This is a genomic window from Geomonas sp. RF6, from assembly GCF_021044625.1.
In the GTDB taxonomy this organism is placed as follows: domain Bacteria; phylum Desulfobacterota; class Desulfuromonadia; order Geobacterales; family Geobacteraceae; genus RF6.
The window spans coordinates 1,992,600-2,017,907 of sequence record NZ_CP087999.1; the positions used below are offsets into that span (position 1 = coordinate 1,992,600).

Annotated in this window: 21 protein-coding genes and 1 tRNA gene; 10 read left to right on the plus strand and 12 right to left on the minus strand. The window is 62.5% G+C overall.

Features of this window, described 5'->3' with window-relative positions; translation table 11 throughout:
* Positions 1-34: 34 nt before the first annotated feature.
* The 3 genes from LPW11_RS08540 (at position 35) to LPW11_RS08550 (ending at position 4,931) form a co-directional block, all read left to right on the plus strand.
* Positions 35-3,139: an efflux RND transporter permease subunit gene (locus tag LPW11_RS08540; protein WP_230998264.1), complete on the plus strand. Its 3,105-nt coding sequence runs from the start codon at positions 35-37 to the stop codon at positions 3,137-3,139.
* 147 nt (positions 3,140-3,286) lie between these two features.
* On the plus strand, positions 3,287-3,862 hold the full coding sequence (locus LPW11_RS08545) for a hypothetical protein (protein ID WP_230997704.1): 576 nt from the start codon (positions 3,287-3,289) through the stop codon (positions 3,860-3,862).
* Between the two features lie 586 nt (positions 3,863-4,448).
* Positions 4,449-4,931, plus strand: coding sequence for a universal stress protein (locus tag LPW11_RS08550; RefSeq protein ID WP_230997705.1), 483 nt, complete (start codon positions 4,449-4,451; stop codon positions 4,929-4,931).
* A gap of 61 nt (positions 4,932-4,992) precedes the next feature.
* On the opposite strand, the gene LPW11_RS08555 is transcribed toward LPW11_RS08550, so the two are convergent.
* Together LPW11_RS08555 and LPW11_RS08560 are read right to left on the minus strand one after the other, a co-directional pair.
* Entirely contained in the window at positions 4,993-6,384 is a 1,392-nt protein-coding gene (locus LPW11_RS08555) for a mercuric reductase (RefSeq protein WP_230997706.1), read from the minus strand.
* Positions 6,385-6,758: 374 nt separating this feature from the next.
* Positions 6,759-7,334, minus strand: coding sequence for a hypothetical protein (locus LPW11_RS08560; RefSeq protein WP_230997707.1), 576 nt, complete (start codon positions 7,332-7,334; stop codon positions 6,759-6,761).
* 166 nt (positions 7,335-7,500) lie between these two features.
* Between LPW11_RS08560 and LPW11_RS08565 the strand changes: the two genes are divergently transcribed.
* Positions 7,501-8,079, plus strand: coding sequence for a hypothetical protein (locus LPW11_RS08565; protein ID WP_230997708.1), 579 nt, complete (start codon positions 7,501-7,503; stop codon positions 8,077-8,079).
* 50 nt (positions 8,080-8,129) lie between these two features.
* On the opposite strand, the gene LPW11_RS08570 is transcribed toward LPW11_RS08565, so the two are convergent.
* The 7 genes from LPW11_RS08570 to radA all read right to left on the minus strand — a co-directional run bounded on the left by LPW11_RS08570 (position 8,130) and on the right by radA (position 13,461).
* Positions 8,130-8,453 carry a type II toxin-antitoxin system PemK/MazF family toxin gene (locus LPW11_RS08570; RefSeq protein ID WP_230997709.1) on the minus strand — a complete coding sequence of 108 codons (324 nt, stop codon included), beginning with the start codon at positions 8,451-8,453 and terminating at the stop codon, positions 8,130-8,132.
* Positions 8,450-8,704: an antitoxin MazE family protein gene (locus LPW11_RS22500; protein WP_442899808.1), complete on the minus strand. Its 255-nt coding sequence runs from the start codon at positions 8,702-8,704 to the stop codon at positions 8,450-8,452. Before LPW11_RS22500 ends, LPW11_RS08570 begins: the two co-directional genes overlap by 4 nt.
* Positions 8,705-8,814: 110 nt before the next feature.
* Positions 8,815-8,961, minus strand: coding sequence for a hypothetical protein (locus LPW11_RS08575; RefSeq protein ID WP_230997710.1), 147 nt, complete (start codon positions 8,959-8,961; stop codon positions 8,815-8,817).
* A 216-nt stretch (positions 8,962-9,177) separates the two neighbouring features.
* A tRNA-Ala gene (locus LPW11_RS08580) sits at positions 9,178-9,253 on the minus strand.
* Between the two features lie 61 nt (positions 9,254-9,314).
* Positions 9,315-11,582 carry an ATP-binding protein gene (locus LPW11_RS08585; protein ID WP_230997711.1) on the minus strand — a complete coding sequence of 756 codons (2,268 nt, stop codon included), beginning with the start codon at positions 11,580-11,582 and terminating at the stop codon, positions 9,315-9,317.
* A gap of 35 nt (positions 11,583-11,617) precedes the next feature.
* On the minus strand, positions 11,618-11,974 hold the full coding sequence (gene dksA, locus LPW11_RS08590; RefSeq protein ID WP_230997712.1) for an RNA polymerase-binding protein DksA: 357 nt from the start codon (positions 11,972-11,974) through the stop codon (positions 11,618-11,620).
* A gap of 131 nt (positions 11,975-12,105) precedes the next feature.
* Positions 12,106-13,461, minus strand: a complete 1,356-nt coding sequence (gene radA / locus LPW11_RS08595; RefSeq protein WP_230997713.1) for a DNA repair protein RadA — start codon at positions 13,459-13,461, stop codon at positions 12,106-12,108.
* A 505-nt stretch (positions 13,462-13,966) separates the two neighbouring features.
* On the opposite strand from radA, the gene LPW11_RS08600 reads away from it, so the two are divergent.
* Positions 13,967-15,505 carry a HEAT repeat domain-containing protein gene (locus tag LPW11_RS08600; RefSeq protein WP_230997714.1) on the plus strand — a complete coding sequence of 513 codons (1,539 nt, stop codon included), beginning with the start codon at positions 13,967-13,969 and terminating at the stop codon, positions 15,503-15,505.
* Entirely contained in the window at positions 15,498-16,820 is a 1,323-nt protein-coding gene (locus tag LPW11_RS08605) for an HD-GYP domain-containing protein (protein ID WP_230997715.1), read from the plus strand. The genes LPW11_RS08600 and LPW11_RS08605 overlap by 8 nt, the downstream gene beginning before the upstream one ends.
* On the opposite strand, the gene LPW11_RS08610 is transcribed toward LPW11_RS08605, so the two are convergent.
* Positions 16,817-17,398, minus strand: coding sequence for a HEAT repeat domain-containing protein (locus LPW11_RS08610; RefSeq protein ID WP_230997716.1), 582 nt, complete (start codon positions 17,396-17,398; stop codon positions 16,817-16,819). The genes LPW11_RS08605 and LPW11_RS08610 overlap by 4 nt on opposite strands.
* Positions 17,399-17,600: 202 nt before the next feature.
* Between LPW11_RS08610 and LPW11_RS08615 the strand changes: the two genes are divergently transcribed.
* On the plus strand, positions 17,601-17,915 hold the full coding sequence (locus LPW11_RS08615) for a hypothetical protein (RefSeq protein WP_230997717.1): 315 nt from the start codon (positions 17,601-17,603) through the stop codon (positions 17,913-17,915).
* An 81-nt stretch (positions 17,916-17,996) separates the two neighbouring features.
* The gene (locus LPW11_RS08620) at positions 17,997-18,977 is read left to right on the plus strand and encodes a 3-oxoacyl-ACP synthase III family protein (RefSeq protein ID WP_230998265.1); all 981 of its coding nucleotides are present in this window, start codon (positions 17,997-17,999) and stop codon (positions 18,975-18,977) included.
* A 103-nt stretch (positions 18,978-19,080) separates the two neighbouring features.
* Here the strand turns inward: LPW11_RS08620 and LPW11_RS08625 are convergent, their stop codons facing one another.
* Positions 19,081-20,127 carry a chemotaxis protein CheR gene (locus LPW11_RS08625; RefSeq protein ID WP_230997718.1) on the minus strand — a complete coding sequence of 349 codons (1,047 nt, stop codon included), beginning with the start codon at positions 20,125-20,127 and terminating at the stop codon, positions 19,081-19,083.
* 160 nt (positions 20,128-20,287) lie between these two features.
* Here LPW11_RS08625 and LPW11_RS08630 point away from each other — a divergent pair, with 160 nt between their 5' ends.
* On the plus strand, positions 20,288-21,934 hold the full coding sequence (locus LPW11_RS08630; RefSeq protein WP_230997719.1) for a methyl-accepting chemotaxis protein: 1,647 nt from the start codon (positions 20,288-20,290) through the stop codon (positions 21,932-21,934).
* 138 nt (positions 21,935-22,072) lie between these two features.
* Positions 22,073-23,719: a methyl-accepting chemotaxis protein gene (locus tag LPW11_RS08635; RefSeq protein WP_230997720.1), complete on the plus strand. Its 1,647-nt coding sequence runs from the start codon at positions 22,073-22,075 to the stop codon at positions 23,717-23,719.
* 365 nt (positions 23,720-24,084) lie between these two features.
* Here the strand turns inward: LPW11_RS08635 and LPW11_RS08640 are convergent, their stop codons facing one another.
* The gene (locus LPW11_RS08640) at positions 24,085-25,254 is read right to left on the minus strand and encodes an IS4 family transposase (protein ID WP_230994165.1); all 1,170 of its coding nucleotides are present in this window, start codon (positions 25,252-25,254) and stop codon (positions 24,085-24,087) included.
* Between the last annotated feature and the right edge of the window lie 54 nt (positions 25,255-25,308).

Genomic DNA, 25,308 nt, shown 5'->3' on the forward strand with positions numbered 1-25,308 from the left:
GAGGGAGAGCGCAAGCGGCGGACGAGAGGTAACGGTGCTGGAAAGGGTCATCGCTTATACCTTGCGGCAGAAGGGGATGATCCTCTTCCTCGCCCTGCTGATCGTCATTTTCGGAGCCTACTCCTACATCAAGCTCCCCATCGACGCCTTTCCCGATGTGACGAACATCCAGGTGGAGGTGGTGAGCCATGCCGACGGCCTCTCGGCAATAGAGATCGAGAGGAACGTTACCTACCCCATCGAGATGGCGATGCGCGGACTGCCGGGGATCGAGCAGATGCGCTCCGTCACCAAGTTCGGCCTCTCCATCGTCACCATCGTCTTCAAGGATGACGTGGACATCTACTTCGCGCGCCAGCTCGTCTTCGAGCGCCTTGCCGAGGCCCGGGAGAAGGTCCCGAAGGGGGTGGAGGTCGCCATGGGGCCGATCGGCACCGCCATGGGGGAGATCTACCAGTACACCCTCGAAGGGAAGATGCCGCAGGACCCGCAGCAAAAGACCACCTATCTCACGAACCTGCGGACGATCCAGGAGTGGATAGTGACCCCGCAGCTGAAAAGCGTGGCGGGTGTGAACGAGATCAACTCCTACGGCGGGTACTTCAAGGAGTACCAGGTCCTCGTCTCGCCGGAGAAGCTCCTGAAGTACGGCACGACGGTGGACGACGTCTACGAGGCGATCGGCAGCAACAACGAGAACGTCGGCGGCAACCTGCTGGAGCGCGGCACCGACCAGTACATCGTTCGCGGCGTCGGGCTCATCAAGGACGTCTCCGACATCGAGCGAATCGTCCTTAAGTCTCCGGGGGGGACACCGACGTATCTCCGTGACGTTGCCACCGTGAAGGTCGGGGAGGCGGTGCGCATGGGTGCCGCCATGAAGAACGGCAAGGACGAGTGCGTCGGCGGGATCGTCATGATGCTGCGCGGCGAAAACAGCCGCGAGGTCGTGCGCCGGGTCGCAGAAAAGGTGCGGGAGATCAACGAGAACAACGTCCTCCCCGACGGGATAAAGATCGTCCCCTACTACGACAGAAGCGACATCGTGAAGGAAAGCGTCTCCACGGTGAACAAGGCGCTCATCGAGGGGTCCATCCTCGTGCTCATCGTCCTCTACCTCCTCCTGAACAGCATCAGGGGGAGCATGGTGGTCCTTATCGCCCTCCCCCTGTCGCTCCTGGCGACCTTCATCGTCATGAAGCTCACCGGGATCAGCGCGAACCTCATGTCGCTGGGGGGGCTCGCCATCTCCATCGGCATGATCATCGACACCACCATTATCCAGGTGGAAAACGTCCAGCGGCACCTGAGCGAAGAGGGAGGAGACCGCACCAAACTCGCCACCGTGCTCCGGGCCGTCATGGAGGTGAGGAAGCCGAGCATCTTCGGCGAGCTCATCATCGCCCTCACCTTTATCCCCATCCTCTCCCTGGAGGGGATCGAGGGGAAGATGTTCGGGCCGCTGGCGATCACGGTCGCCATCGCTCTGGTGGCCTCCCTCTTCCTCTCCATATTCGTGATCCCGGTTCTTTGCCTCCTCTTCCTGAAGCCGCAGCCGGAGAAGGAAAGCGCGATCATGAGGGAAGCGACGAAGGCGTATTTGCCTCTTCTGGAATACGCCATGGGGAGGAGAGGGGCGGTCCTCGGCGTCGCCGGGATTCTGCTGGTCAGCTCCATCTTCCTTCTGACGCGCCTGGGGACCGAGTTCATCCCCGCCATGGACGAAGGCTCCTTCGACATGGACGTCTCCCTGCTCCCCGGGGTGTCGCTCGCGAAGGCGATGGAGGTGAACCAGCGGGCCGCCGAGAAGCTGAAGGCGTTTCCGGAACTCGACACGATCGTTTCACGAACGGGACAGACCGGGGTGGCGCTGGACACCAGGGGCTCGGACAAGACCGGGTACGTGGGGATCTTCAAACCGAGGAGCGAGTGGAAGCGGGACATCTCCAAGGAGGAGCTGACCAACGAGATGCGCGAGTCGCTGGAGTCGATCGCGGGGATCACCCTCGGTTTCAGCCAGCCGATCCAATGCCGTATCGACGAGCTGGTGGCCGGGACGCGGGCGCAGCTCATCGTGAAGCTCTTTGGAGATGACATGGAGACGCTGAGCCGGAAATCCACCGAGATAGCGAAGGTTCTGTCCACGGTGCGGGGGGGAACCGACCTCGCCGCGGAGAAGGTGTCGGGGCAGCCGTACCTGACGGTCGACATCGATCGCGGCAAGATAGCCCGGTACGGCCTGAACATAAGCGATGTGCAGAAAGTCATCGAGATCGCCGTTGCCGGGAAGGCGGCTTCCGAGCTGTACGAGGAGAACCGCAGCTTCCCCATATCGGTGCGTCTGCCGGAGGAGAAGAGGAACTCGCTGGAGGCGATCAACAACCTGATGATCGCTACAAAGACCGGGGGCAATGTCCCGCTGGCGCAGCTGGCGGAGGTGAAGATGGTCGAGGGGCCGGTGCAGATCAGCCGCCAGGACGGGGTGCGCCGGATCGGCATCGAGATGAACATCACCGGCCGCGACATAGGGAGCTTTGTCGCCGAGGCGAAGGAGAAGATCAGGAAAGAGGTGAAGCTGCCGCCGGGGTACTATATCACCTGGGGCGGCCAGTTCGAAAACCAGCAGCGCGCCATGAAGAAGCTGATGATCATCGGTCCTGTGGCGGTCGCCGTGATCCTGCTCCTCCTGTACGTCACCTTCCGCTCCATCCGACTGGCGCTTCTGGTCATATCGAACCTTCCTTTTGCACTCATCGGCGGGGTCTTCTCCCTCTTCATATCGGGGCAGTACCTCTCCGTCCCCGCTTCCGTCGGTTTTGTCGTCCTCTTCGGCGTCGCGGTACTGAACGGTCTCGTGCTGGTGTCGCGCATCTCGCAGCTGCGGGACGAGGGGCTCGAACTCCAGGAAGCGATCAGGAAGGGGAGCCTCGACCGGCTGCGCCCGGTCCTGATGACCGCATCGATCGCCATCTTCAGCCTGGTACCGATGCTCCTGGCGAGCGGCACCGGCTCCGAGATCCAGAAACCGCTGGCAACGGTCGTGGTGGGAGGACTGGTGACTTCCACGCTCCTCACCCTCCTGGTCATTCCATCGCTGTACGGGTGGTTCGAGAAGAAGGGGGCCGCGGCGGAGAGGTAACAGCATCCCGGGAGGCCGGAGCGATTTTATCTGGTAGCATCTTTTACTGCGGCATCTGATGCCCCCTCCCAGTCGGGAGGGGGTAGGGGAGGGGGGACCCTTTCTGCAGCGGCGGTCGCAGCTTTTTCTGACAAAGGAGGGAGGAAAATGAAAAGAGGAGCATGGGGACTTGTCATAGCGATGGCATTAACATGCAGCGTCGCCGCGAACGCAGAGACGGTAAAGGGTGGCAGCGGCGGCATCATGCAGGAGGCGGGTGTTGCCACCGCGGCCTCGAAGGGGTATTGCAACCTGCGCATCACCGCCTCCCTGAAGACCCACACCCCCGGAGTCCATTCCACCCCCGACCTTCACGGCACCCCGGAGTACAAGCTGCTGCTAAAGATAGACGGCAAGGACGTGCCGCTGCCGGCAACCTTGCGGCAGGAGGAGACGGAAATGCGGCGCCTCGCGGACGCCGAGGTGGGGGCGGGGATGCTGTACAGCTTCTACAACAATGTGCCGATCCCGGCGGGGAGGCACGAGATTGTCCTCGCGATACCCGCAGATAAAGTCGTCGTGGAGCGGGAGATAACCCTTGCAGAAGGAAGCAGCAACACCCTCTCCTTTGAGCCGGAGTACAGGTGGGCCCCGGGCAAAGAGCGCCTGCGGTTCTACGGGACGACGAGCTACAAGGAAGGGATAAAAGGGTTTACCGTGGTGTTAAACGGGAAGGCGCTGTAAGCAAATGTGGCAATGTAGGCCGGAATAAGCGGAGCGTTTCCGGCAAACAGGTGGCATTGGAGGGGAATCACCAGGGTCTGCCGGGAACGCCTGCGGCTTATCCCGGCCTACATGAAACCGTTGAAGCAGCCGCGCCGTCATGTCGGCTGCGCCGCCACCGCAGGCAAGATGCCTGCGCTCCAGCGCGGGTTGCCCTTGCGTCTCTTCGGACGACGTGCAGCAATGTAGGCCGGAATAAGCGGAGCGTTTCCGGCAAAAAGGCGGCATTGGGCGCGATCACCCTGCTCCACACCGAGAGAGAGGAAGTCTACTGCCATACAAATCTGTCGGAGAGGAGGGGCAATGCAATGGAAGAAGGTGGTTCCATCTTCCTCTGTGACAATCGACGCTTATGCCACGAAGGTGCCGGAGGGCTATACTATAGGTGAGGACCGGAAGGTGTTTACGGAGGACCCGGCATTGCAACGATCATGCGCCCTCCGGACCGGCGCGCACCGGAGGCACCGCAGGAAGCGCCGCGGTATCTGATCCCGCAAAGGGAGTACCGTTCCGGATCGCTCAAAGAGGTGCCAGCGAGGAAAGAACCATGTTAGACGTCAAGCGCATTCTCGTGGTGAACCGTCTTACCCAGTACAGCCGCGACGCCCTCGTAGTGGGGGTGAAGCTGGCGAAGCGTTTCGGCGCGGAGCTCAGCGTCATCCGCATCATCTCCAATCCGGTCGACCTGGAGGCGGTGAACGCCCCGAGCGTCCTCTTCAGTGGAGAGCAGTACCGCAACTACCTTTCGGTCCGGGAGCAGTACAAGGAGGACCTGGAGAAGGCGGTACAGCAGGTAACGAGGGACGGGGTGCCGATAAAAGAATATCTTGCAGAGACACAGCCCGTGAAGGAGATAGTGCGGATTGTGGAGCGTGAGGGGATAGACCTCGTGGTGGTTCTGGCGCACGAGGAAGGGCGCCTGGAGCACATGCTCTTTGGCGGCGAGGATGATGCCTTGATACGGAAGCTCCCCTGCTCGATCCTCCTCGTGAAGCACGAACCGCAGCCGGTATCGTGGAAAGAGCCGTGACAGAGCGTTGAGAACGAGAGGGCGGGAAAGGATGGACGCGTCCGCCCTTTCCCGCCCCCTCCTACGTCTCCATGAAGTGATAAAACAGGTTGTTCAGCGCCTCCGCGAGATTGGGGTGACTGAAGACCGCGTCGCGCAGCGCGGTGTACGGGAGCCTGCCCATCATGGCTATCTGCAGCTGCGCGGCAATCTCTCCTCCATCGATCCCGAGTGCCGCCGCTCCCAGGATCTCTCCGCTTTCGGCATCAACCACAGCCTTCAAAAATCCCCTCGTCTCGTCCATTTCCAGTGCCCGCGCCACATACGACATCGGCATCTTCGCCACCTTGAGGCGGCGCCCGTGGGCACGGGCTTCCGTTTCGGTGAGCCCCACGCGGCCGAGCTGCGGGTCGATGAACACCGTGTAGGGGACCAGCCGCCCCGCAATGGAGGCGCTGCCTCCCTCGAGAAGATTTCTGCGGATGACCCGAAAGTCGTCATACGAGATGTGGGTGAAGGCGGGCCCACCCTTTATATCGCCGAGCGCGTAGATCCCTTTCACATTCGTTTCCAGTCTGTCATTGACCACGATGTAGCCATGGGAGTCGGTGGCGACCCCCGCCGCCGGGAGATTGAGCAGGTCCGTATTGGGCACGCGCCCCGTCGCCACCAGAAGATGCGAACCTTTCACGTCGCTCTGTTCCTCGTCCCCGACCATCAGGTGCACCCTTGAGCCGTGCAGCTGCACGCTCCCGGCCTTCGCCTGAAGCATCACGTGGATGCCATCCTGCTGTAGGATCGCCTGCACAGCCTGCGCGACATCCGCATCCTCTCGCGCCAGGAGCTGGCTGCCGGAGTGGATGATGGTGACTTCGCTGCCGAGGCGTCGAAAGAGCTGGCCGAACTCGAGGCCGACATAGCCGCCCCCGAGGACCAAAAGATGCTGCGGCACCGTATCGAGTTCCATGATGCTCGTGCTGTCGAGAAAGGGGATCTGTGGGAACCCCTCCAAGTCGGGCACTGCGGGGCGGCACCCCGCGTTGATGAAGAAGCGCTCCGCCGAAAGCGTGAGCGGCGCGTCCTGCCACGGATCGACCACGATCTCCTTCGGACTGGTGAACGATGCCTCCCCGGCGATGAGGTCGAGGTTTGGCGTGCTCTCGATCCGCCTTTCACTTGCACCGCGGAAGCTTTCCACGATGTCCCGCTTGCGCTTGCGCACGCGCGCCATGTTGACGCGGGCAGCCTCCGTGTTGATGCCGTACGCAGCGGCGCGGCGGACGAGGTAGGCGACCCGGCCGCTGGCGACCATCGTTTTGCTCGGCGTGCACCCTTCGTTCACGCACGTCCCGCCGACGTGCTCGCGTTCCACCAGCGCCGTCCGAAGCCCCGCCTCGGCAAGCGCCTGGCAAAGCGGCGTCCCCCCCTGTCCCGAGCCGATAACGATCGCATCATATTTTCTGGTCCCGCTCATCCCGGCACCTCCTGGCTCCCGTTCGAGGCGTTCGGCGTCTCCCGCAGAGGCCTCCACCCCTGATGAAAGTGTATCAAACACGCCCCATTACCCGCGCATGCTGGAGATGGGTGTCCGAAGCAGAAAATGGCGCTAAAGGGACTTCATCAGGCATTTCGCGGGTTCATCATTGAATTTCCACGAAGCACAGCACGAGACCTAGCGTTCCCCCCTTTGCGAAGGTTCATCCGGGAATTCCGGGGAGTAGCGTGGGTGCACCACGAAGCACTGCAGGAGCCAAACGTTCCCCCCTTTGCGAAGGGGGGACAGGGGGGATTTTGCCTTTGGAAGGTGAAATGCAAAAGTTTCGGCAGCGGAAAGGGGACAGCGACCAGCTACTGACGTCCCATTACGGGAACGACTGTACCCCGGAAATATCGAATGATGACAGGGAGGAAGAACATGGCAGCAAGAACGATCAGCATCGCCGTGTCGGGATCGTGAAAATAGGCATTGAGGCGAAGGGTGGTGAGGGCGATGACCGCGAAGTAGAGCATGTCGCCGGCAATGGCGAAGGCCCACCCGGCGAGGAACCCGTGACCCGCGGCGAGCGCGGCGGCCCGTCCCGTCATGGGATCGACACCGAACGCGACCATCAGGAGCGAAACCGGCCCGGCACCGGTGCCACTGAAATGTGCCGTGCTGCGAGCAGTTGCAGTCTTCATCGCTACGCTCAGGCGCGACAGGAAGTGGATTCTCCTGCACATCTCAGCGAGAAGCCGCAGGATCGGCTCAAAGGCAACCGCGAGGATGACATCTGAAACCAGGTAGAGCGCTGCGGTGAGCGCCCACGGCAGCCGATCTGCGCGCGCGAGCAGAACTCCGGCAGGGATCCCGCCCCCGACAGGAATGAGAAAGAGCTTGAGCACGGAGAATGAACTGGCGAGGCACGATGCCGGGAGAAGGTTCATAGAGTGGCGCTGGGAGCAGACTTTTGGATTGGTGGCGGAGCGAGTACCATGGAGCCTTTATACACCAACGCGGGTGAAGATGACAATGGAGGCGTGTTGGCGATGGCTGATTCACACTTTAATTTGATAACATAAGGGCTGGAACTTTAAGGAAAAGAGGTGTCAGATGAGAGCGAGGTTTCTATTGGCGGTCATCGCCATAATGATAGCTGGCTGCAGCAGCACGACGGTTAACCACGCGTGGAAAGATCCTGGTTACAAGGGCCAAGGGATCGGCTCGGTCATGGTCGTGGGGCTCCCGATGAATTCCCCCGTCGGGCATCAGTGCACAGATGACTTCGTCGCCGAGCTGGAAAAGCGGGGGATCCGGGCCACCCGCGGGTACAGTGAGCTCCCCGAGCAGGCCTCCCAGGAGGCGGCGTTGGCCAAGACGAAGGATCTGGGACACGAGGGACTGCTGGTTTGCAGGTTCATGGAGAGAAAATCCGAAGTCGACCTCTACCCGAGCGGCGGGCATTCCTTCTTCTTCGGCCCCATGTACTGGCAGCCGTATGATTATGTAGAAAACAAGTACGACGTCTTCGGAACCTTGCTGTATCAGACCTCCACCGGCAAACCGATCTGGTCCGCCGATTCCGACACCCTCGCCGGCCAATCGGGGCAGAAGACCGTTCAGTCGTACGTAAAGAAGATGATGAAAAAGATGGAAGAGGAGCGGGTCATACAGCCGACTTCACGGAAGTAGGAGTCGTGGGAGGCAGTTGACGCATCTGCCGCATCCCTTGATATGAGCGATTAGTCGGCGACACCAATCCAGAGCGCCAAAAGCCTCGTGATCTCACTCATCTGCTTTTGCGTGAGGTTCCCGATACTCTGACCCGCTTTGTGCCGGGCGATGGTCATGATCTTGTCTATCTGAACTTGGGAGGTAGTAGCAAGGCCGTTCTCAGGGGATGGGTCGACGCTATAGCGGAACAACGGCGTCTGTTGCAGGTGAGATGTGAGGAGACAGATGGTAACGCTTGGATGCTCAGAGAAGAGGTCGGTCTGGACTACCAGGGCCGGGCGGGGCTTCCCATCACCGGGAGCGGTGATGACCACGAGCTCGCCACGTTTCATTCGTTACCCCAGTCCGCTATTTCGGCCAGCAGGTCGATGTCATGGGCCTCAGCAGGATCATTTCGAATGATCAGCGACTGCCTTCGGCACTCGGCCGCGAATCCAGGGGCAAGCGGGTCCGGAATCCAGATCTGCACAGGCTTGAGCCCGGCGGATCGAAGGCGTTCCCTGTGTGTTTGAACCCGATGTCTTGTCGGTTGCATGGTGCTCCCTCCATTTTGTGTTACATGTAACACCGACCCTGTCGGCATGTCAATGAGTCACGATGTGAGGAGCGGGTCATCCAGTCGACGTCACGGAAGTAGGGAGTGACACGGAAGGATCCTCGGGCTGTAGCGGGGCAATCCCAACTTTCGGGCGGTCAACGCCTCCGACCTACGCGCGGCACCATTGTACCCTCGACCACGAAGGCACCCTCCACGACCAGCTTCGTCGTCACGACCACAAGCTTCGTCCTTGCAACCACGAGCTTCGTCCTTGCGACCACGAGCTTCGTCCTTGTGACCACAAGCTTCGTCCTTGCGACCACAAGCTTCGTGCACGCGACCACAAGCTTCGTGCACGCGACCGCGAGCTTCGTCGTCGTAACCACCAGCTTCGTACCCGTGACCACCAGCTTCGGCTCCCACGGCCATCATCTTCGCCGCAGGTGTTACCGAAGTGGCACTCGGTGACCACGAAAAACAGAAGAGGTTAGCCTCTGCGGCTAACCTCTCGTGAACACTGGTGGAGATGAAGGGGCTCGAACCCTCGACCTATGCGTTGCGAACGCATCGCTCTCCCAGCTGAGCTACATCCCCATCCTACTTCCTTAAAGCCGCTTCCCTTCATACCGCAGACATTCCGCCTGACAAGGGAGATCTACTGCTGCAACGGCAACAAAACCGTGAAATCCGCGCCGACGCCGGGTTTGTTGTGCACCTGTATCTTCCCGCCGTGGTTGATGATTATCCTGTTGGCGATCGGAAGCCCCAGCCCTGTCCCCTTCTCCTTTGTGGTGTAGAAGGGGGTGAAGATGCTGTGCAGCGCCTCCACTGGAATGCCTCCTCCGGTGTCGGATATCTTCACCGAAACACCTTCGCTCCCGTCGACTTCGGTCACCGTAACGGCGAGCTTCAGCTGCCCGCCGCCTGCCATGGCGTCCTGCGCGTTCCCCAGGATATTGATGAAGACCTGCTTCAGCTGCTGCGGGTCCCCCTGAAGGTGCAGGGGGTGGCGACAGAACCTCGTGCTCACGGTGATCTTCCTATCCATGAGACCCGGCGTGATGACCTGCAGCGATTCCCTGATGATCTGCTTCAGGTTGCAGCGCACGTAGGCGGTGCCGCTCTTCTTGGAAAAGAAGAGGATCTCGGAAAGGATAGCCTCCAGCCGCATCACTTCCCGCACTATGAGGTCCGCGTCCCCCCACGCGCCGCTGTCCTTGGCGAGCTTTCTGGTGAGCCTCCCGGCGAACCCGCCGATGGCCACGAGGGGGTTCTTCAGCTCGTGCGCGATACCCGCCGCCATCTCTCCGATCGCCGCCAGCCTCTCCCTCTGCAGCAGGTGCTCCTGCGTCTCGCACAGCTGACGATTGGCGTCCTCCAGCCTGTTGTACAGGATCGAGTTTTCGATCGCCATTCCCGCCTGGTTGGTAAAGAGCTGCAGAAAGCGTAAATCTTCCTGGGTGATGGTCGTACCGGTGAGGGCATTGTCGACACTTACTGCTCCCACGACTTTGTCGTGTGCCAGAAGCGGCGCGACCGCGTAGGAGGTGGCGGTTGTGGATTCTGCGCTGTCGCCTACATAGATGAGCTTTTTTTCCAGCACGGCCCGCGAGGCGGCGTTCAGCGTCTTGTTCAGCTCCAGCCGCATCCCGCGTACCTCTTTGCTGAAATCGGACTCCTGCTGCGATGCCATCACCTCTTCGGAGATGTCCCAGCGGCTGGAGAGGATATCCTCGCTTCCCTGGCTCGCCAATGAGGGAGCGGTCTCGGTGGTCACGCCGAGCATCCCCTGCAGGACGCCGGAGCGCTCGTTTACCAGAAAGAGCATGGCGCGGTCGAAGAACGGGGTCGGGCCGGAGGTAAGGGCGGTCAGTGTGAGGTGGATCAGCTTGTTCAGCTTTATGGTGGAGAGCATCGTGTTGCTCATCCGGTACAGGAGGGATAGTTCCTTCAGCTTCTTCTCGTTGCTGGAGTAGAAGCTGGCGATCCTTTGCGAGTTGATGGCTTCCGCCATGGCGCACGATACGAGCCGGCTCACGGTCTCGGCAAGTTCCCTCTGCTGTGTCTCGTGCACCGTCGGCTCTCCCCACAGTGTCAGCGTTCCGAGCGCCCTGTCGCCTATCTGCAGCGGGAGGCACAGCGAAGGGGCTGAAGCCGACTCCAGCACCTCCTCGGTGACGGGACTCCCCTGCGCCAGTGCAGCGGCGGAAAGCTGCGCCTCGGACTCGAGAATCGCGGGGAGGTGAGGGCGCATCTGCACGGAGCAACTCTTGAAGAGCCGCGCCCGTTCCGGGCCACCGGTGAGCCGGACGAATGCGCAGCGGGAGAGCCCTCTGCTGTTGCACAGCCTCAGGAGGTTGGGCAGGTATTTCCCCGGCGCCAGCGGAATGCACTGCAGACGGGAAAGCTCGGCGATAAGGGAGAGGTGCCGCTGCCGCTCCTGGTCCTCCTCCTCCCGCCGCACCCCCCTTGCCAGTGAGGCGATGAGCGGGACGACCGGACCGATCGCCTTCTTTAATGTGGCAGGGAGCGGCGAGGTGGCACCGACCGACAAGACGGCGAGGAGTTCGCCACCGAGACGGATGGGAAGCGCAAGGAAATGGGAGTCACCTTCGCCGCACGGCTCGTCAGCATGCAGATCCGCCTTTCCGGCGCTCTGCGGAGCCAGCGCGGCGGCGCAACGTCCGGAGCACCCCTCGTCGAAGGGAATGTTGCAACCGGTTTTCCTGTAGGGAGCGGAACTGGTGAAGCGACGGGAGAGCACGCGCCGGCGCTCGTCGGGGAGGTAAATCGTGGCGGAGGAGAGGGGGAGTGTCCGTACCAGGAACGACAGAAATGCGTCGAGCCGTGCCCCATACGGACGGCCGGACGCGTGAATCCTTACCGCGCCCTTTAAAAGGTTCTGTCCGCCCCGGGCAGTCATGGAAACTCCGGAAGATTACCTCTAAGGTAAGGGAATTACCGCAGTCTTTCTTTCTTTTCCTGCTCCATCTTGCAGTTGATGCACAAGGTAGTTACCGGCCGCGCCTTCAGACGCGCCTCGCTGATCTCTTCCTCGCACATCTCGCAGATGCCGAAGGTCCCGGCATCGATCCGCGCCAGCGCCTCTTGAATCTTATTCATGAGTCTACGCTCGCGATCCCTGATGCGCAACTCGAAGCTCCGATCCGCCTCCTGGGTCGCCCGGTCCGTCGGATCGGGGAAATTGGTCGTGTCGGAGGTCATTTCGGAGACGGTTTTCCCCGCCTCTTCAAGGAGTGAACGCTTCTCTTCCTGCAGGATACCTCTGAAGTACTCAAGCTTTTCAGTGTTCATGACACCCACCCTTCCTAGATCAAATCGGTATTAAAGAGGATTTTGCCTTATTAGTAAAGTAAAATCTCACCTCCTTAACCGATCCGCGCCCGCCAGGCGCGCTTTCGGCAGCCGACCTTCCTTTTCCTTTCCTAAATAGCCTCCAGCGCCTCCCCCAGATTCGCCACCCCTACGAGCTCCAGTCCCGGCACACCCTGCCGCGGCAGGTTCCCCTTCGGCACGACCGCCCGGGTGAAGCCGTGCTTTGCCGCCTCCTTCAGGCGCGCCTCTCCGTTCGACACCGGGCGCACCTCCCCGGAGAGCCCTACCTCCCCGAAGACGAGGAGGTCCTGCGGGAGTGCCGCGTTCCTGAGGCTCGAGGCGACAGAGAGGGCGACGGCGAGATCGGCGCTCGTTTCCACGACCCTGATACCGCCCACCACGTTCACGAAGACGTCCTGGTCGGCGAGGACGAGCCCGCCGTGCTTGGCCAGAACCGCGAGTATCATGGCGATCCGGTTCCCGTCGAGTCCGATCCCGAGTCTCCTCGGGGAACCGAACTGCGCCCCGACCACGAGCGCCTGGATTTCCACGAGGAGAGGCCGTGTCCCCTCCCACAGCACCGATATGAGACTTCCCGGCACCTCCCCTTCGGTGCGTGAGAGGAAGATGGCGCTTGGATTTTTCACCTCGCGCATGCCGCGCTCCGTCATGGCGAAGACGCCGAGCTCGTTCACCGCGCCGAAACGGTTCTTCACCGTGCGCATGAGGCGGTAGCGGGCGTCCTCGGTGGAGGAGAGCATGATCTGCGTGTCCACCATGTGCGACAGGGTCATTGGCCCCGCCAGCGACTGGTCCTTCGTGACGTGCCCCACGAGGATGAGGACGACCCCGTTCACCTTTGCAAAGCGTGTCAGCGCGGCGGCGCATTCCCGCACCTGGGCCACCCCGCCGGGGGCGCTGTCGAGGGTGGAGAGGTACATCGTCTGGATGGAGTCGATGACCACGACCTCGGGGCGCTCGGCTCCCAGGATATCGAGGACCCGTTCGACGGAACACTCCGCTAGCATCTTCACATTTTCGGTCGGAAGTGCGAGGCGCCGGGCCCGCCCCGCCACCTGCTGCAGCGATTCCTCGCCCGTGACGTACAGCACGGGGCGCTGGGTGGCGGCGTGGCAGACGGTCTGCAGGAGGATGGTGCTCTTCCCGGCGCCGGGGTCACCCCCCATGAGAAGGACGGAGCCGGGGACGAACCCACCTCCGAGGACGCGGTCGAACTCCTCGCTGCCGCTGGAGAAGCGGACCTCCTCATCGCACGGGGTCTGGGAAAGGAGTGTCACGGTGGAATTCGCTCCGGCGAAGCCGTCGTGGCGCCCTCCCTTTTCAGCAAGCCTGACCTCTGCGACGGTGTTCCAGGCGTCGCACGCGGTGCAGTGCCCCTGCCACTTCGGGTAGACCGCGCCGCAGTCGCTGCAGACGTACCCCGTTTTCACCTTTCCCCTTGCCATAACCCCCCACCTGCCGCGACTTTAGCGGCCAAAGTATACGTCCGGATAGTAAGCGCTTTACCCGGTACTGTCAATGATTCCGCGCGAGTGGCGGGTATGCTGCAGGCTCCATGGACTTCAACTGGTCGTCTTATGGCCTGGCGAAGGCAAATCCCCCCTGTCCCCCGTTCGCAAAGGGGGGGACGTAGCGGCGCCTGCTTCTGTCAAGGCGCACAAATACTGGTGCCTCGGAGCGTCCGGAAGAATGGCTGTAAGGGGGAAGCGGCTGCGCGGAAAAGTCGTAATAAATTGACAAATTCTACCGGAAGAGTAAAATCAGCCGCCGCTAACTCTGTATTTTTTCGGGGCCAAAGCAGCACGAAGCGTCGCCTGCGGGAATGCCTTTTCCTGCCCCCCTTCGTGAGTCGTCGCGGAAGCCGGGGCGTTTTCCTTCCGGCCTGCCGCAGACGCCGCAGGCCCCTTGCCGCATCTCGCGGTCGCACCAGGAGAGTAGTGAGGAGGGAGCGTGGCAGCAGAAGCCGAAAATAAACGCCAGCTGAAGGTCGTACCCCCCCCTGCGCCGACTTCGGATTCCGTCAGCCGCGCGCTGACGGAGCTGCACAAGGCCGTGAAGGGTGGCGCCTTCTACCCGCCGGGGCACCCCTGCCGCCTGGAGACGGTGCAGCACGCCTTCGAGGCGCTGCAACCTCTTTGCGCGGAGCGGGAGCTCTTCGTCTCGGTGCACCGCCAGGGTTTCACCCGCGGCGAGAAGGCGCTGGAGGCAAGCCCCATGCTGGTGCACCTCGCCCGCGAATGCCTGATCCGCCGCATCCGTTCCATCACCTTTCTGCGCGAGCTGCGCCGCCAGGACCTCGGCGCCTTCATCCAGCTTTTAAACGAGGAGCCGCACAAGGTGCAGGGCGCCGGCGGGATGGGGTGCCGCATCGAGCAGGCGGGGATCAGCACGATAAAGGTTAACGAGCAGGAGATCGCCACCCTCAGGGACCGGGAACTTTTCGGCGATCCGGTCTCCTGGGAGTCGCCGGCGGGGGAGGAGCCCCCCGAGGTCGAGGAGATCGTGCGCCGCATGGATCTCGAGACGGACGACGGGCGCTATCAGGAGCTCGGCCGACTCCTCGTGGTGCGAGTGCGGCAGAAGAAGCTCGGGGTCGCGCAGGTGAAGGTCCTGGAGCGGCTGCTGGCGCATCATACCGATTCGGAGCGCACGCTCCTGCAGTGCGAGTACGCCCTCTTCATCCTGGAGCACCTCGCCGACGGAGCCGCCGAGCTCCTTCTCGATTGCCTCGTCAACCCCGACTTCCAGGAGAAGGAGGGGATCCACCGCATCCTGCAGGCGCTCGGCGGGAAGGGGGCCTACTGGATCATCCAGCGCGTTTGCCTGGTGCAGGGGCTGTACGAGAGGAAGGTCCTTGCCGCAGCTCTGGTGCACCTCGGCCCCCGCGCGCTCCCGCCGCTCGTTGCGATGCTAAAGGACGAGCGCTGGTGGGTCGTGCGCAACATGGTGGCGATCATCGGCGAGCTGAAGTGTCAGGAGTGCGTCCCTGCGCTCAGGCAGGCGCTGGCGCACGAGGACCTGAGGGTGAAGCGGGAGGCTATCCGCGCCCTCATGAAATGCGGCGGGTCCGAGGCCGAAGGGGTTTTGGTGAAGCTCCTGGAGGATCAGGATGAAGGGGTGCTGCAGCAGGCGATCATCTGCCTCGGCCTCATGCGCAGCAGGCAGGCGGTACCGCATCTCCTCAGGCTTTTGGAGAAGCGCGACCTCCTCCTGAAGGATCTCGCCGTGAAGAAGGAGGTGCTCGGGGCGCTCGGGCGGATCGGGGACCGGCGCGCGACCGCTCCGCTCCTGCGGACCTTGTCCGGCTGGCTCTCCTTCGGCCGCAGGGAAGAGCTCGCCGTGGCCGCGGCCTCCGCGCTCGGGACGCTGGGGGACGAGACCGCCCTCCCGGTACTGAGGAAAAAGGCGGCCGGGGGAGGGCGCCTCGCCGTCGCCTGCGGCGAGGCGGTAGAGGGTATCGAGCGGCTCTTCGGGGGGCACCATGAATAACGCGACGGTACAGCAGGCGCAGCGGCTGGCGACCCTTCTGGCGGCAGGGCTCAAAGGGGGGGGGTTCTACCCCCCGGGGCACCCCGCGGCGATGCAGCCTGTGCGCGAGCTCGCGGCTCTCACGGAGCAGCTCGTCCCGGAGGGGGAGGAACTCTGTCTTACCCTCGGCGAGGGGATCTTCACCGTCGGTGACCACGTCTTCTTCGCCTCCACCCCCGCCCTCGAGGAGCTCTGGCGGCGCCTGAGCGACCGCGGGGTGCGGGTGGTGACGATGAGCCGCGGCGCCAGCGCGGACGACTTCCTCGTCTTCTGTCGCCTCGTGGCGCGCTGCGACGGGGGGATAGCGGAGCTCACCCGGAAGCTCGAAGAGGAAGGTGTTGCCACACTCGCAGTCAGCGACGAGGAGGAGCAGGACGACCCGCGCCAGACGTACAGCGAGGCGCTGGAGGCGATCCGCGACATCTTCCACGAGATAGACAATGCCAGCACCCCGAGCGCGCGCCGCATCATGAAGGCGGTGAGCAGCCTGGCCGCGGTGGCGGTGAAGGACCCGGCGACCCTCATGGGGCTTGCCATGATAAAGGAGTACGACAGCTACACCTTCACCCACAGTGTGAATGTCGGCGTCCTCGCCATGGCGCTCGCCGCGGCGATGGGATATTCCCGCCGCGAGATCGAGGAAACCGGGATGGCGGGTTTTCTCCATGACGTCGGGAAGACCGCCATAGACAAGGAGATCCTGAACAAGCCGGGGCGGCTCTCGGCGACGGAGATGGCGGAGATGAGACGGCACCCTGAGCTCGGCGCGGAGATCGTGCGGCAGATGGAGGGGGTCCCGACGGAGGTGGCGGAGGTCGTCCTCGGCCATCACATACGCTACGACCGGAACGGCTACCCCGAGTGGGCGCGCGAGCGCTCCTTCGGGCTGGCGAGCTCCATCGTGGCTGTTGCCGACTGCTACGACGCCAGCACCACGCTGCGGGTGTACCAGCGCCCCTTGCACCCGAAGGAGGCGGTGGAGAACATGCGCCGCCTGTGCGGCACCGTCCTGCACGAGACGGTGGTGGAGCGTTTCGAGGAACTGGCTGGGAAATATCCCGTGGGGAGCCTCGTGCGCCTCGACTCCAACGAGATCGCGGTGGTCTACCTGCCGAGTTCCGACGAACTCGGTGCGGTAATGGTGAAGGTCATCAGGGACGCGGCCGGGAAAAACCTCGAGGAGCCGGTGATGCGGCGGCTTTCGGAGAGCGGGGAGCGGATTGTCGATCTGGTGGACCCGCTGGTGCGCGGGGTGGATGTGGCGCGCTTCTTCTAGAGTGCGGGGAGGAGGGCGAGCGCCTGTGCGGCCGCCGCCCGGGTCTTTTCGTGCGGTGACCGGATGAGGGGGAGCAGGTCCCCTTCCACGGAGGGGTCCCTGAGCTCGCCGAGGGCGAGCGCCGCCTCGGCATCCTGCATCCCGTCCGCTGCGGCGAGAAAAGAGATAAAGAGCGGCTTCAGCGAAGGGTCGCGGTAGCGGGAGAGGGCCGAGATGGCGCAGGCTCGTACCGACGGAGAAGGATCCTTCAGCTTTTCCGCGAGCTTAGCGAGGGCTGCCGGATGCGCGAGCTTCCCGAGCGCCTCGATGGCGGCTGTCTTTATGTCCTCCTCGTCCCGCCCGATGCAGTACAGCAGAGGCTGTAGCACCTGGTCCCCGCCGATCGCCCCGAGCGCGTAGATCGCCCGGATCCTCGTGCCGCGGTCCCCTTTCCTCAGTGAGAGGAGGATGTCGTCGAGGCTCAGCGCCGCTTCCAGCGTTTCCAGCGCCGCGGCCGCCGCCGAGCGCACCTCCGCGCTCCCATCCTTCAGGAGGGGGGCTATGGCCTGACATCTTCTCTGGAGCGCTTCCTTATCCATATCCCTTAACTAGCAAAATTCCCCGCGTTGCACAACATAAAATGAGAAAGCTGCAACTTGTGGGTGCTGCGGGAATGGGGCTAATGAACGGTGTGCCCTTCAGGAGCGTGCTGTGAGCTGCGCGAGCAGGTTTCCCTTGCATTTTTCGCGCATTTGCCTTAAAGATGCGCAGTTTGACCTATTTTCCTTTCGAGAGCGTGCCATGAACAAGAAGGTGAAAAGCGTCGTACTTTCCGCGCTGGTCCTCCCCGGGCTGGGACAGCTCTACCTCGGGCGCAAGGTGAAGGGGGGCATCATGCTCCTCCTGGACAACCTCTTCATTCTCGGCGCACTGGCGGTGGTGCTGCGCAGCGCCGGGAAGATACTCGCCGCCGGCCGCAGCGAGGCGCCAGACGCGGCGCAGCTGGTGCAGGCGGTGCATCAGGACGCCCCTTTCGTGAGGTGGCTCGGCCTCGGTTTTCTCTTTCTGTGGGCCTTCGGCGTGGTGGACGCGCTCCTCGACAAGGGGGAGCAGTAACGTTTGACAAGGCAACACCCACATGAGATAAATACACCAGCCTGCCCAGGGAGGGCGGGTGCAGAAATGGAGCAAAAAGATATGCTGCGTGCAGAGGTTCTAGCCACCGGGGGGCATGTCCCTTCCCGGGTCATCTCCAACGACTACTTCAACTATCTCGTCGATGACGCCGAGAGCTGGATCCACTCGAGAACCGGGATCCGCGAGCGACGCTTTGTCGAGGAGGGGGAATCGACTTCCGACCTGGCTACCACCGCAGCGCTTCTGGCTCTGGAAAACGGCAACATCGACCCGCTCGATCTTGATTGCATCATCGTAGCCACCTCCACTCCGGACATGATCCTTCCCGCCACCGCCTGCATGGTGCAGAAGAACATCGGCGCCGAGAACGCCTTTGCCTTCGACATGAACGCGGTGTGCAGCTCCTTCATCTACGGTCTCGAAGTCGCCGACAACCTGATCCGCTCCGGGAAGTACCGCCGGGTGCTCCTGATCGGTGCCGACACCTATTCGAAGATCCTCGATTTCGACGACAAGGGGTCCGCTCCCCTTTTCGGCGACGGCGCAGGCGCCATGATCCTCGGCGCAACCGAGACCGGGAAGGGTGTTTTGCAGAGCGTCATGAAGAGCGACGGGAAAGGGTGGGAGCTGATCCAGGTCCCCTCTTCCGGCTCCCGCAGACCGATCACGGCGGAGACGATCGCCCAGAAGGAAAACACCTTCAAGATGGCGGGGAAAAGCGTCTTCATCTTTGCCACCGACGTCATCCCGAGCATCATCGAGGACCTGGCGGCGAAGGGGGGGGTGAAGCCCGACGACATCGACTACATCATCCCGCACCAGGCGAACGTGCGGATCATCGACTACATCTTCAAGAAGACCGGGATCCCCAAGGAGAAATTCCTCCTGAACCTCGACCGCTTCGGCAACACCGCCGCGGCGTCGGTCGGTCTCGCACTCGATGAAAACCGCCGCAACGGGACTATCAAGCCGGGGGACCTCGTGCTGATGATGGGTTTCGGCGGCGGCCTCTCCTGGGGCGGGGTGCTGATCCAGTTCTAGCATCGCAGCGGCAGAGAGTTTTGCAGGGGGCACCTTCTTCGGGGGGTGCCCTTTTTTTTGTCGGACCAGTCTGACGGGGCGGACGGGACACAGGCCGGCGAAACTAGCGGCCTCTCCTCCCCCCAACCCCCTCCGGCACAGGGAGCGGCTCCAGCCCGCACCCTGTCATCAGCTCCATCAGTCCGTCGTTCGGCAGGCGCTTCTTCCACCCTGCGTGGAAGCGGTCGGCTGCCAGCAGCACCCCCCCCTTCGCAAGGCGACCCGCGAGCTTCGCGAGCACATGAGCCACCTCCTTTCGCTCCGAAAGCATCGGCCCACCGAGAAGCCCGTTGCAGAGGATCAGGTCGTAATCCCCTTCCCCTTCCGACCCCACGTCGTCGAGGTAAAAAAGGACCTCCATCTCCCCCCCGAGAAGGGGCGCAATCCGCTCCCGGTACCCCGACTGACGTTGAGGGTCGTGAGGGAAAAAGGCGTGGGCAGCGGCGAAGAGCTCGATCGGCTCGAAGGTGGAGCCGTGCACGGAGCAGGCGCCGAGGTCCGTGCCGCACCGGGCTATGATCTCCCCCACCCTCCACGTCCCCTCGCCGCTGCCGCAGGCGCAGTCAAGAACCCGCAGCCGCCTCCTTAGCGACGGAGCGCAGGCGCGCACCCACGAGGCGAGCCACTCCGCCTGCAAAGGGTAACGCTCGAAAGAGGCGCCATACCGCCGAGGGAGGAAGAGAGAAAAGAGGAAGTCGCGGCGGGCGCAGTCATCTGCGGCAAGAGCGGCGAGGGCCGGTGCGGGATCAGCAGCCTCGAGAAGGGGGTGGAGGCCCTGCAGCACGTCGAGCCAGCTCGACGCCGTGCCGAGAGCGGTGGCGTGCAATAGTGGCGCGAAGCGGCACCCCCGCGAGAGGAGGTGGCGGAAAGCGCGCTCGATCTCCTTCAGCGGGAACAGCGCCTCGGTGAGGGAGCGCATCTCCTGGTCGATGAGGAGGTGAGGAGCCCACAGTGGCAGAGGGTACGCACCGGCGTAGCGGGCGAAGGAGTCCGCGATGCGCGCGATCGTCCGGTCCAGCGCCGGGTCGTGCAAAGGGCCGGGGACCAGAAGGAGGCCGAGTCGCTCCTTGATGATCTCTTCATCTGTTGTGGAGGTAAAAGTCAGTCGCACGGGCCTACCTTTCGGAAAGGGTTCCACCAAAAGCGGGAACACTATCATGTAACGAGACGGGAGTGTCAAGGCAATAGCCGCTGAAGGAATGTGCCGGATCTCCTAAAGTACCGGAAGATAGAGCCGATAGGTTCGGTACTCTCTATCTCGAGGTGAAAGCATGTTTTCCTTTGCTCCCCGCTCCCTTTCGCTGACCCAAAAGCTCCTGATCCCCATCATCCTGGTGAACCTCTTAAGCACGGCGGCGTTCACAGCGTACCTGTACAAGGAGGAGAAGAAGGCGGTCATGGCAGGGATCGACCGGCAGCTCGCCGCCGCCGCGTACGGGATGCAGCTGGTCGCCGACACTTTTCACGACGGGCTTGCCGCCAACCCCTCCCCCGATCCGCAGGATTACGACAAGCTCCTGGAGCGCCTTTCCCGTTACGCGGAGCAGTCGCACCTCAAATACGTGTACACGACCGTCATGAAAGACGGAAAGATCCTCTTCACCCTCTCCAGTTACACAAAGGAAGAGAAGGAGAAGGGTTCCTACACGAAGCTCAACGACCCGTACGAGGACGCGAGCCCAGGTCTCAAAGGGGCATTTAGTGACGGCAGCGTCCACTTCGACGAGTACAAGGACAAGTGGGGGAGCTTCCGCTCCGTCTTCATCCCGTGCCGCTCGCCGCAGGGCGTGGCGTACGTGGTGGGAGGGGACGTCTCCCTCGCCGAGGTCGGGAGCGCCCTGCGCACCACCCTCTACGGCTGCCTCGCCATCGGCGCGGTCATCTTCATCGCGGTGACGGTCATCGTCCTTCTCGTGGTGCGCTCCATCTCCGGTGCCGTGCGCAGGCTCGCCGACGGCGTCAACCGCATCGCCGGCGGTGATCTCGCCGTGGCCATCACCCACGACAGCGGTGACGAGCTCGGCATGCTCGCCGCCGACATGAACGGCATGGTTGCCACACTCCGCTCAGTGGTGGGAAATGTGAAGGGGGTGGCCGAGCGGGTGTCGGGGGCGTCGCTGCAGCTTTCGGAAACCTCCGATCAGCTGGCCGCCGGAGCGGAGTGCGCAGTCGACCAGGTGCTGGGGTTGGCCAGCGCGGGTGAGGAGATGGCGACCACGTCGGCGGACATCTCCGGCAACTGCACGCAGGTTGCCGCCAGTGCCCACAGTGCGCTCGTAGCGGCAAAGGCGGGCGCCACGGTCGTCGATACCACCGTCGGAGTCATGGAGCGCATCGCGGGGCGGGTGAGAAATTCCTCCCAGACGGTGGAGGGGCTCGGAGAGCGCAGCAACCAGATCGGCACCATCGTCGGCACCATCGAGGACATCGCCGACCAGACGAACCTCCTGGCGCTGAACGCCGCTATAGAGGCGGCGCGTGCAGGCGAACAGGGACGTGGCTTCGCGGTCGTCGCCGACGAGGTGCGGGCCCTGGCGGAGCGGACCGGGCGCGCCACCAGGGAGATCACCGAGATGATTCGCACGATCCAGGTGGAGACGCGCGGAGCTGTTGCCTCCATGGTGGAGGGGGCCGTGGAGGTTGAGCAGGGGACGGCGGAGGCGGCCCGCTCCGGCGCGGCCCTTCTGGATATAGTCGAGCGCATCGGGGCCGTGGAGTTGCAGGTGGCGCAGATCGCCACCGCGGCGGAAGAGCAGACGGCGACGACCACCGACATCAGCGAGAACATGCACCGCATCACCGACCTCGTGCAGAGCACCAGCCGCGGCGCCCACGACTCCGCGGGGGCTGCTGGTGAGCTGCGGGGGCTCGCGGAGGAGTTGCGCATCGCTGTGGGGCATTTCAGGCTGGGACTCTAGGAGGGAGGGGAGCCCGAGAAGGGCTCCTCTTGCTCAGTCTTTGGCAAAAATCCGATATATGATGCTTCTCCTATAATTCTTCTTTAACAGCTTCATGGTCGTGCCGATAGGTACAGTATCTCCCCGTAGGAGGTACCTATGCCGATCACCCTTTCGCGCCCCACCTTCAGGTTGACTCACAAGCTCCTCGTTCCGATCATCCTCGTCAATCTCGCCAGTACCGCCGCGTTCACAGGCTATCTCTACCACAAACAGAAAATTTCCATCATGGCGGGGATCGATCGCCAGCTGACCACCGGTGCACTGGGGCTGCGGCTGGTGACCGACCCCTTCCACGACCGCATTGCGGCAGCGGCTCCTGGTCCCGGGGAATATCGGGAGCTTCTCGACCGCTTCTCCGAATATGCGGAGCAGGCGCACATCAACTATCTGTACAGCACGGTGCAAAAGGACGGCAAAATCGTCTTCACCCTATCGAGTTACACGAAGGAGGAGAAGGAGAAAGGGGACTTCAACAAGCTGTACGACCCGTACGAGGATGCAAGCGACGGACTGAAGGCGGCCTTTGCCGACGGGAAGGCGCACTTCGACGAGTACCAGGACCAGTGGGGAAGCTTCCGCTCCGTCTTCATACCGTGCCGCTCCCCGAAGGGGGTCCCCTACATCGTGGGGGCCGATGTCTCGCTGGCCGAGGTCGGCGGCCTCATGCGCAGCACCCTGTACGGCTGCCTTGCCATCGGCGCGGTGATATTCCTGGCCGTTACTGCCATCGTGCTCCTGGTGGTGCGTTACATAACCGGCGCAGTACGAAGCCTCGCCGATGGAGTAAACCGGATCGCGGGGGGGGATCTTGCCGTCACCATAGCGGATGCGGGGGGGGATGAACTGGGGAGGCTCGCATCGGATCTCACCGGCATGGTGGCGACCCTCCGGGAAGTGGTCGGAAACGTCCAGGGGGTGGCTGAGCGCGTTGCCGGCGCCTCCATGCAGCTCTCCGAAACGGCCGAGGAACTTGCCTGCGGTGCCGGTCAAGCTCTGGACCAGGTGATGGGGGTGGCGACGGCAGGTGAGGAGATGGCTGCGACCTCGGGGGAGATCTCCGACAGCTGCGGTCAGGTCGCCAGCAGCGCGGACGGCGCCCTCGAAGCGGCCCGTGCCGGAGCGAGCGTCGTAGATGACATGGTGGTGGTCATGCAGCGGGTCGCCGGACGGGTGAGGGAGACTTCGCAGACAGTGGAGGGGCTCGGAGAGCGGAGCAACCAGATCGGCGCCATCGTCGGCACCATCGAAGACATCGCCGACCAGACGAACCTCCTCGCGCTGAACGCGGCGATAGAGGCCGCTCGCGCCGGTGAACAGGGACGCGGCTTCGCGGTCGTCGCAGACGAGGTGCGCGCCCTGGCGGAGCGGACCGGGCGCGCGACGAGGGAGATCACCGAGATGATCCGCGCGATCCAGCTCCAGACGGGGGGGGCGGTGGCCTCCATGGCAGAGGGGGTCGAGGAGGTGGAGCAGGGGACGGCGGAGGGTGCCCGCTCCGGCGCGGCTCTACTGGACATCGTCGAGCGCATCGGCTCGGTCCAGCTGCAGGTGGCGCAGATCGCCACGGCAGCGGAAGAGCAGACGGCGACCACCGCGGAGATAAGCGGCAACATGCACCGCATAACAGATCTCGTGCAGAGCACCAGCCGCGGCGCACATGATTCGGCGGGGGCTGCAGGTGAGCTGAGGGGGCTGGCGGAGGAGTTGCGGATCGCGGTGGGGCATTTCAGGCTGGAGACGTAGATCTGGCCCGGTGGGGAAAGTCGTGTGACGAGGGGGACGCCGGTAAAAGCGCCCCTTTTTTTCGGATCATCTGGGAATTCCGGGGACAGCCGGTCGGACGTCCCCTCCCCCCTTGCGGGGGAGGGACAGGGTGGGGGGGAAGGTGCCACCATTTCAGCCACATAGCAGCTTCACCCACCCCCTGTCCCCCTCCCGTCAAGGGAGGGGGGACCTTCCTGACGCCGGCTCCCCGGAATTCCCGGGAGAGGCTTTTTTTCGAGGTCCATCCGGGAATTCGGGGGAAGCGTGGGTACATTGCCACGAAGCACTGCAGAAGGCCTAACGTTCCCCCCTTTGCGAAGGGGGGGCAGGGCAGCGTTGTCCGGTTAGGTTTTTGCTTTGCGTCGTTTCTGCTTTTTTCGGTTTTTTTTGGCCTCATTTTTTCGCAGTCTAGAGGCTTCAGCTGCCATTCCAGCAGCTTCACTAGCGATTTTGTTTCTTAGCTCTCTGACACGATTGATGCTCACCCGCTCGTTATGCTGTTCTTGGCAGTAAATGGCCAGGAGAAGGTAAGTGATAAGTCCACTGAGGACCTGCACCATCATGCCATACTGGCTTCTGGCGATTAAGTGGTAGACGTTGAGGTATCGTTTCCACCAGCCAAAGAAGGTCTCTATGTTCCAACGTAGTTTGTAGGCTTCGGCCACCTGTTCAGCGGTAAGGTCATAGCGGTTTGTCGCAACCCAGTATTCCTTTCGGTCAACGCGATAGCCAACTACTCGGAGCTCTTTCTGCCCTTCAGTGAGCCCCTTCTTGCCCAGAATAACGATGGCGTCATAAAAGACGATGTCACTGTGCGGAAGAGGATTTTGACGGACGACCTTCTTTCTGGCTCTCTGCTGGATGCGGCAGATAAAGAGTTTGCCGTCTTCTTGCCACTGATCGAAGTCGGCGTTGCATTGGTACCCTCGATCAAGGACAGCAGTTTCGCCAGGCTGGAGGATACGGTCTACATACTGCCGCTCCACCTGGTTAGCGTCAGTCACGACCACACTCGTCGGCACACCACGGTTCAGATCAAGGCCTACGTGGGCTTTGGCTTTATTGTGAGTGCTTGAGTACTGCGCCCAATCCATGGACATCAAAGCGTCGATGACAGATCCATCGATGCCAACAAGGTTGCCAAGTTCTGCGTGTTGGGCGGGAATGACTTTGCGAGCCTCTTTCGCCAGTGCTCCAAAGATTTCAGTGAGTTGTTCGAGTCCACGTGTGTTGATAGCCTCAAAAAAGGCGGATTTTTTAACGCCTTTAGGTGGCGCAACACATTCCTTGGCGAAATTGTCCTGTTCCAGGGCCTGGATCAGTTCTCTTCCAGAAGAGAATTCCTGGAGATGGTAGTAGACAAGGGCCTTTAGCTGATCGTCGAATGACAGTTGCAACGGTCGGTAACCTCTCGATGTAAGTGGAGAAACAGGGGTGCATGATCTCTTTACTGGGTCGAGAAGTCTATTAAATTCATAAGGATTCTGAGGCTTTTGTCTGCTGAAGGGACGCATGTCGTAACCACTCCCGAATTACGTAGTTACGAACGCGGCGCGCGCCACCCTTCA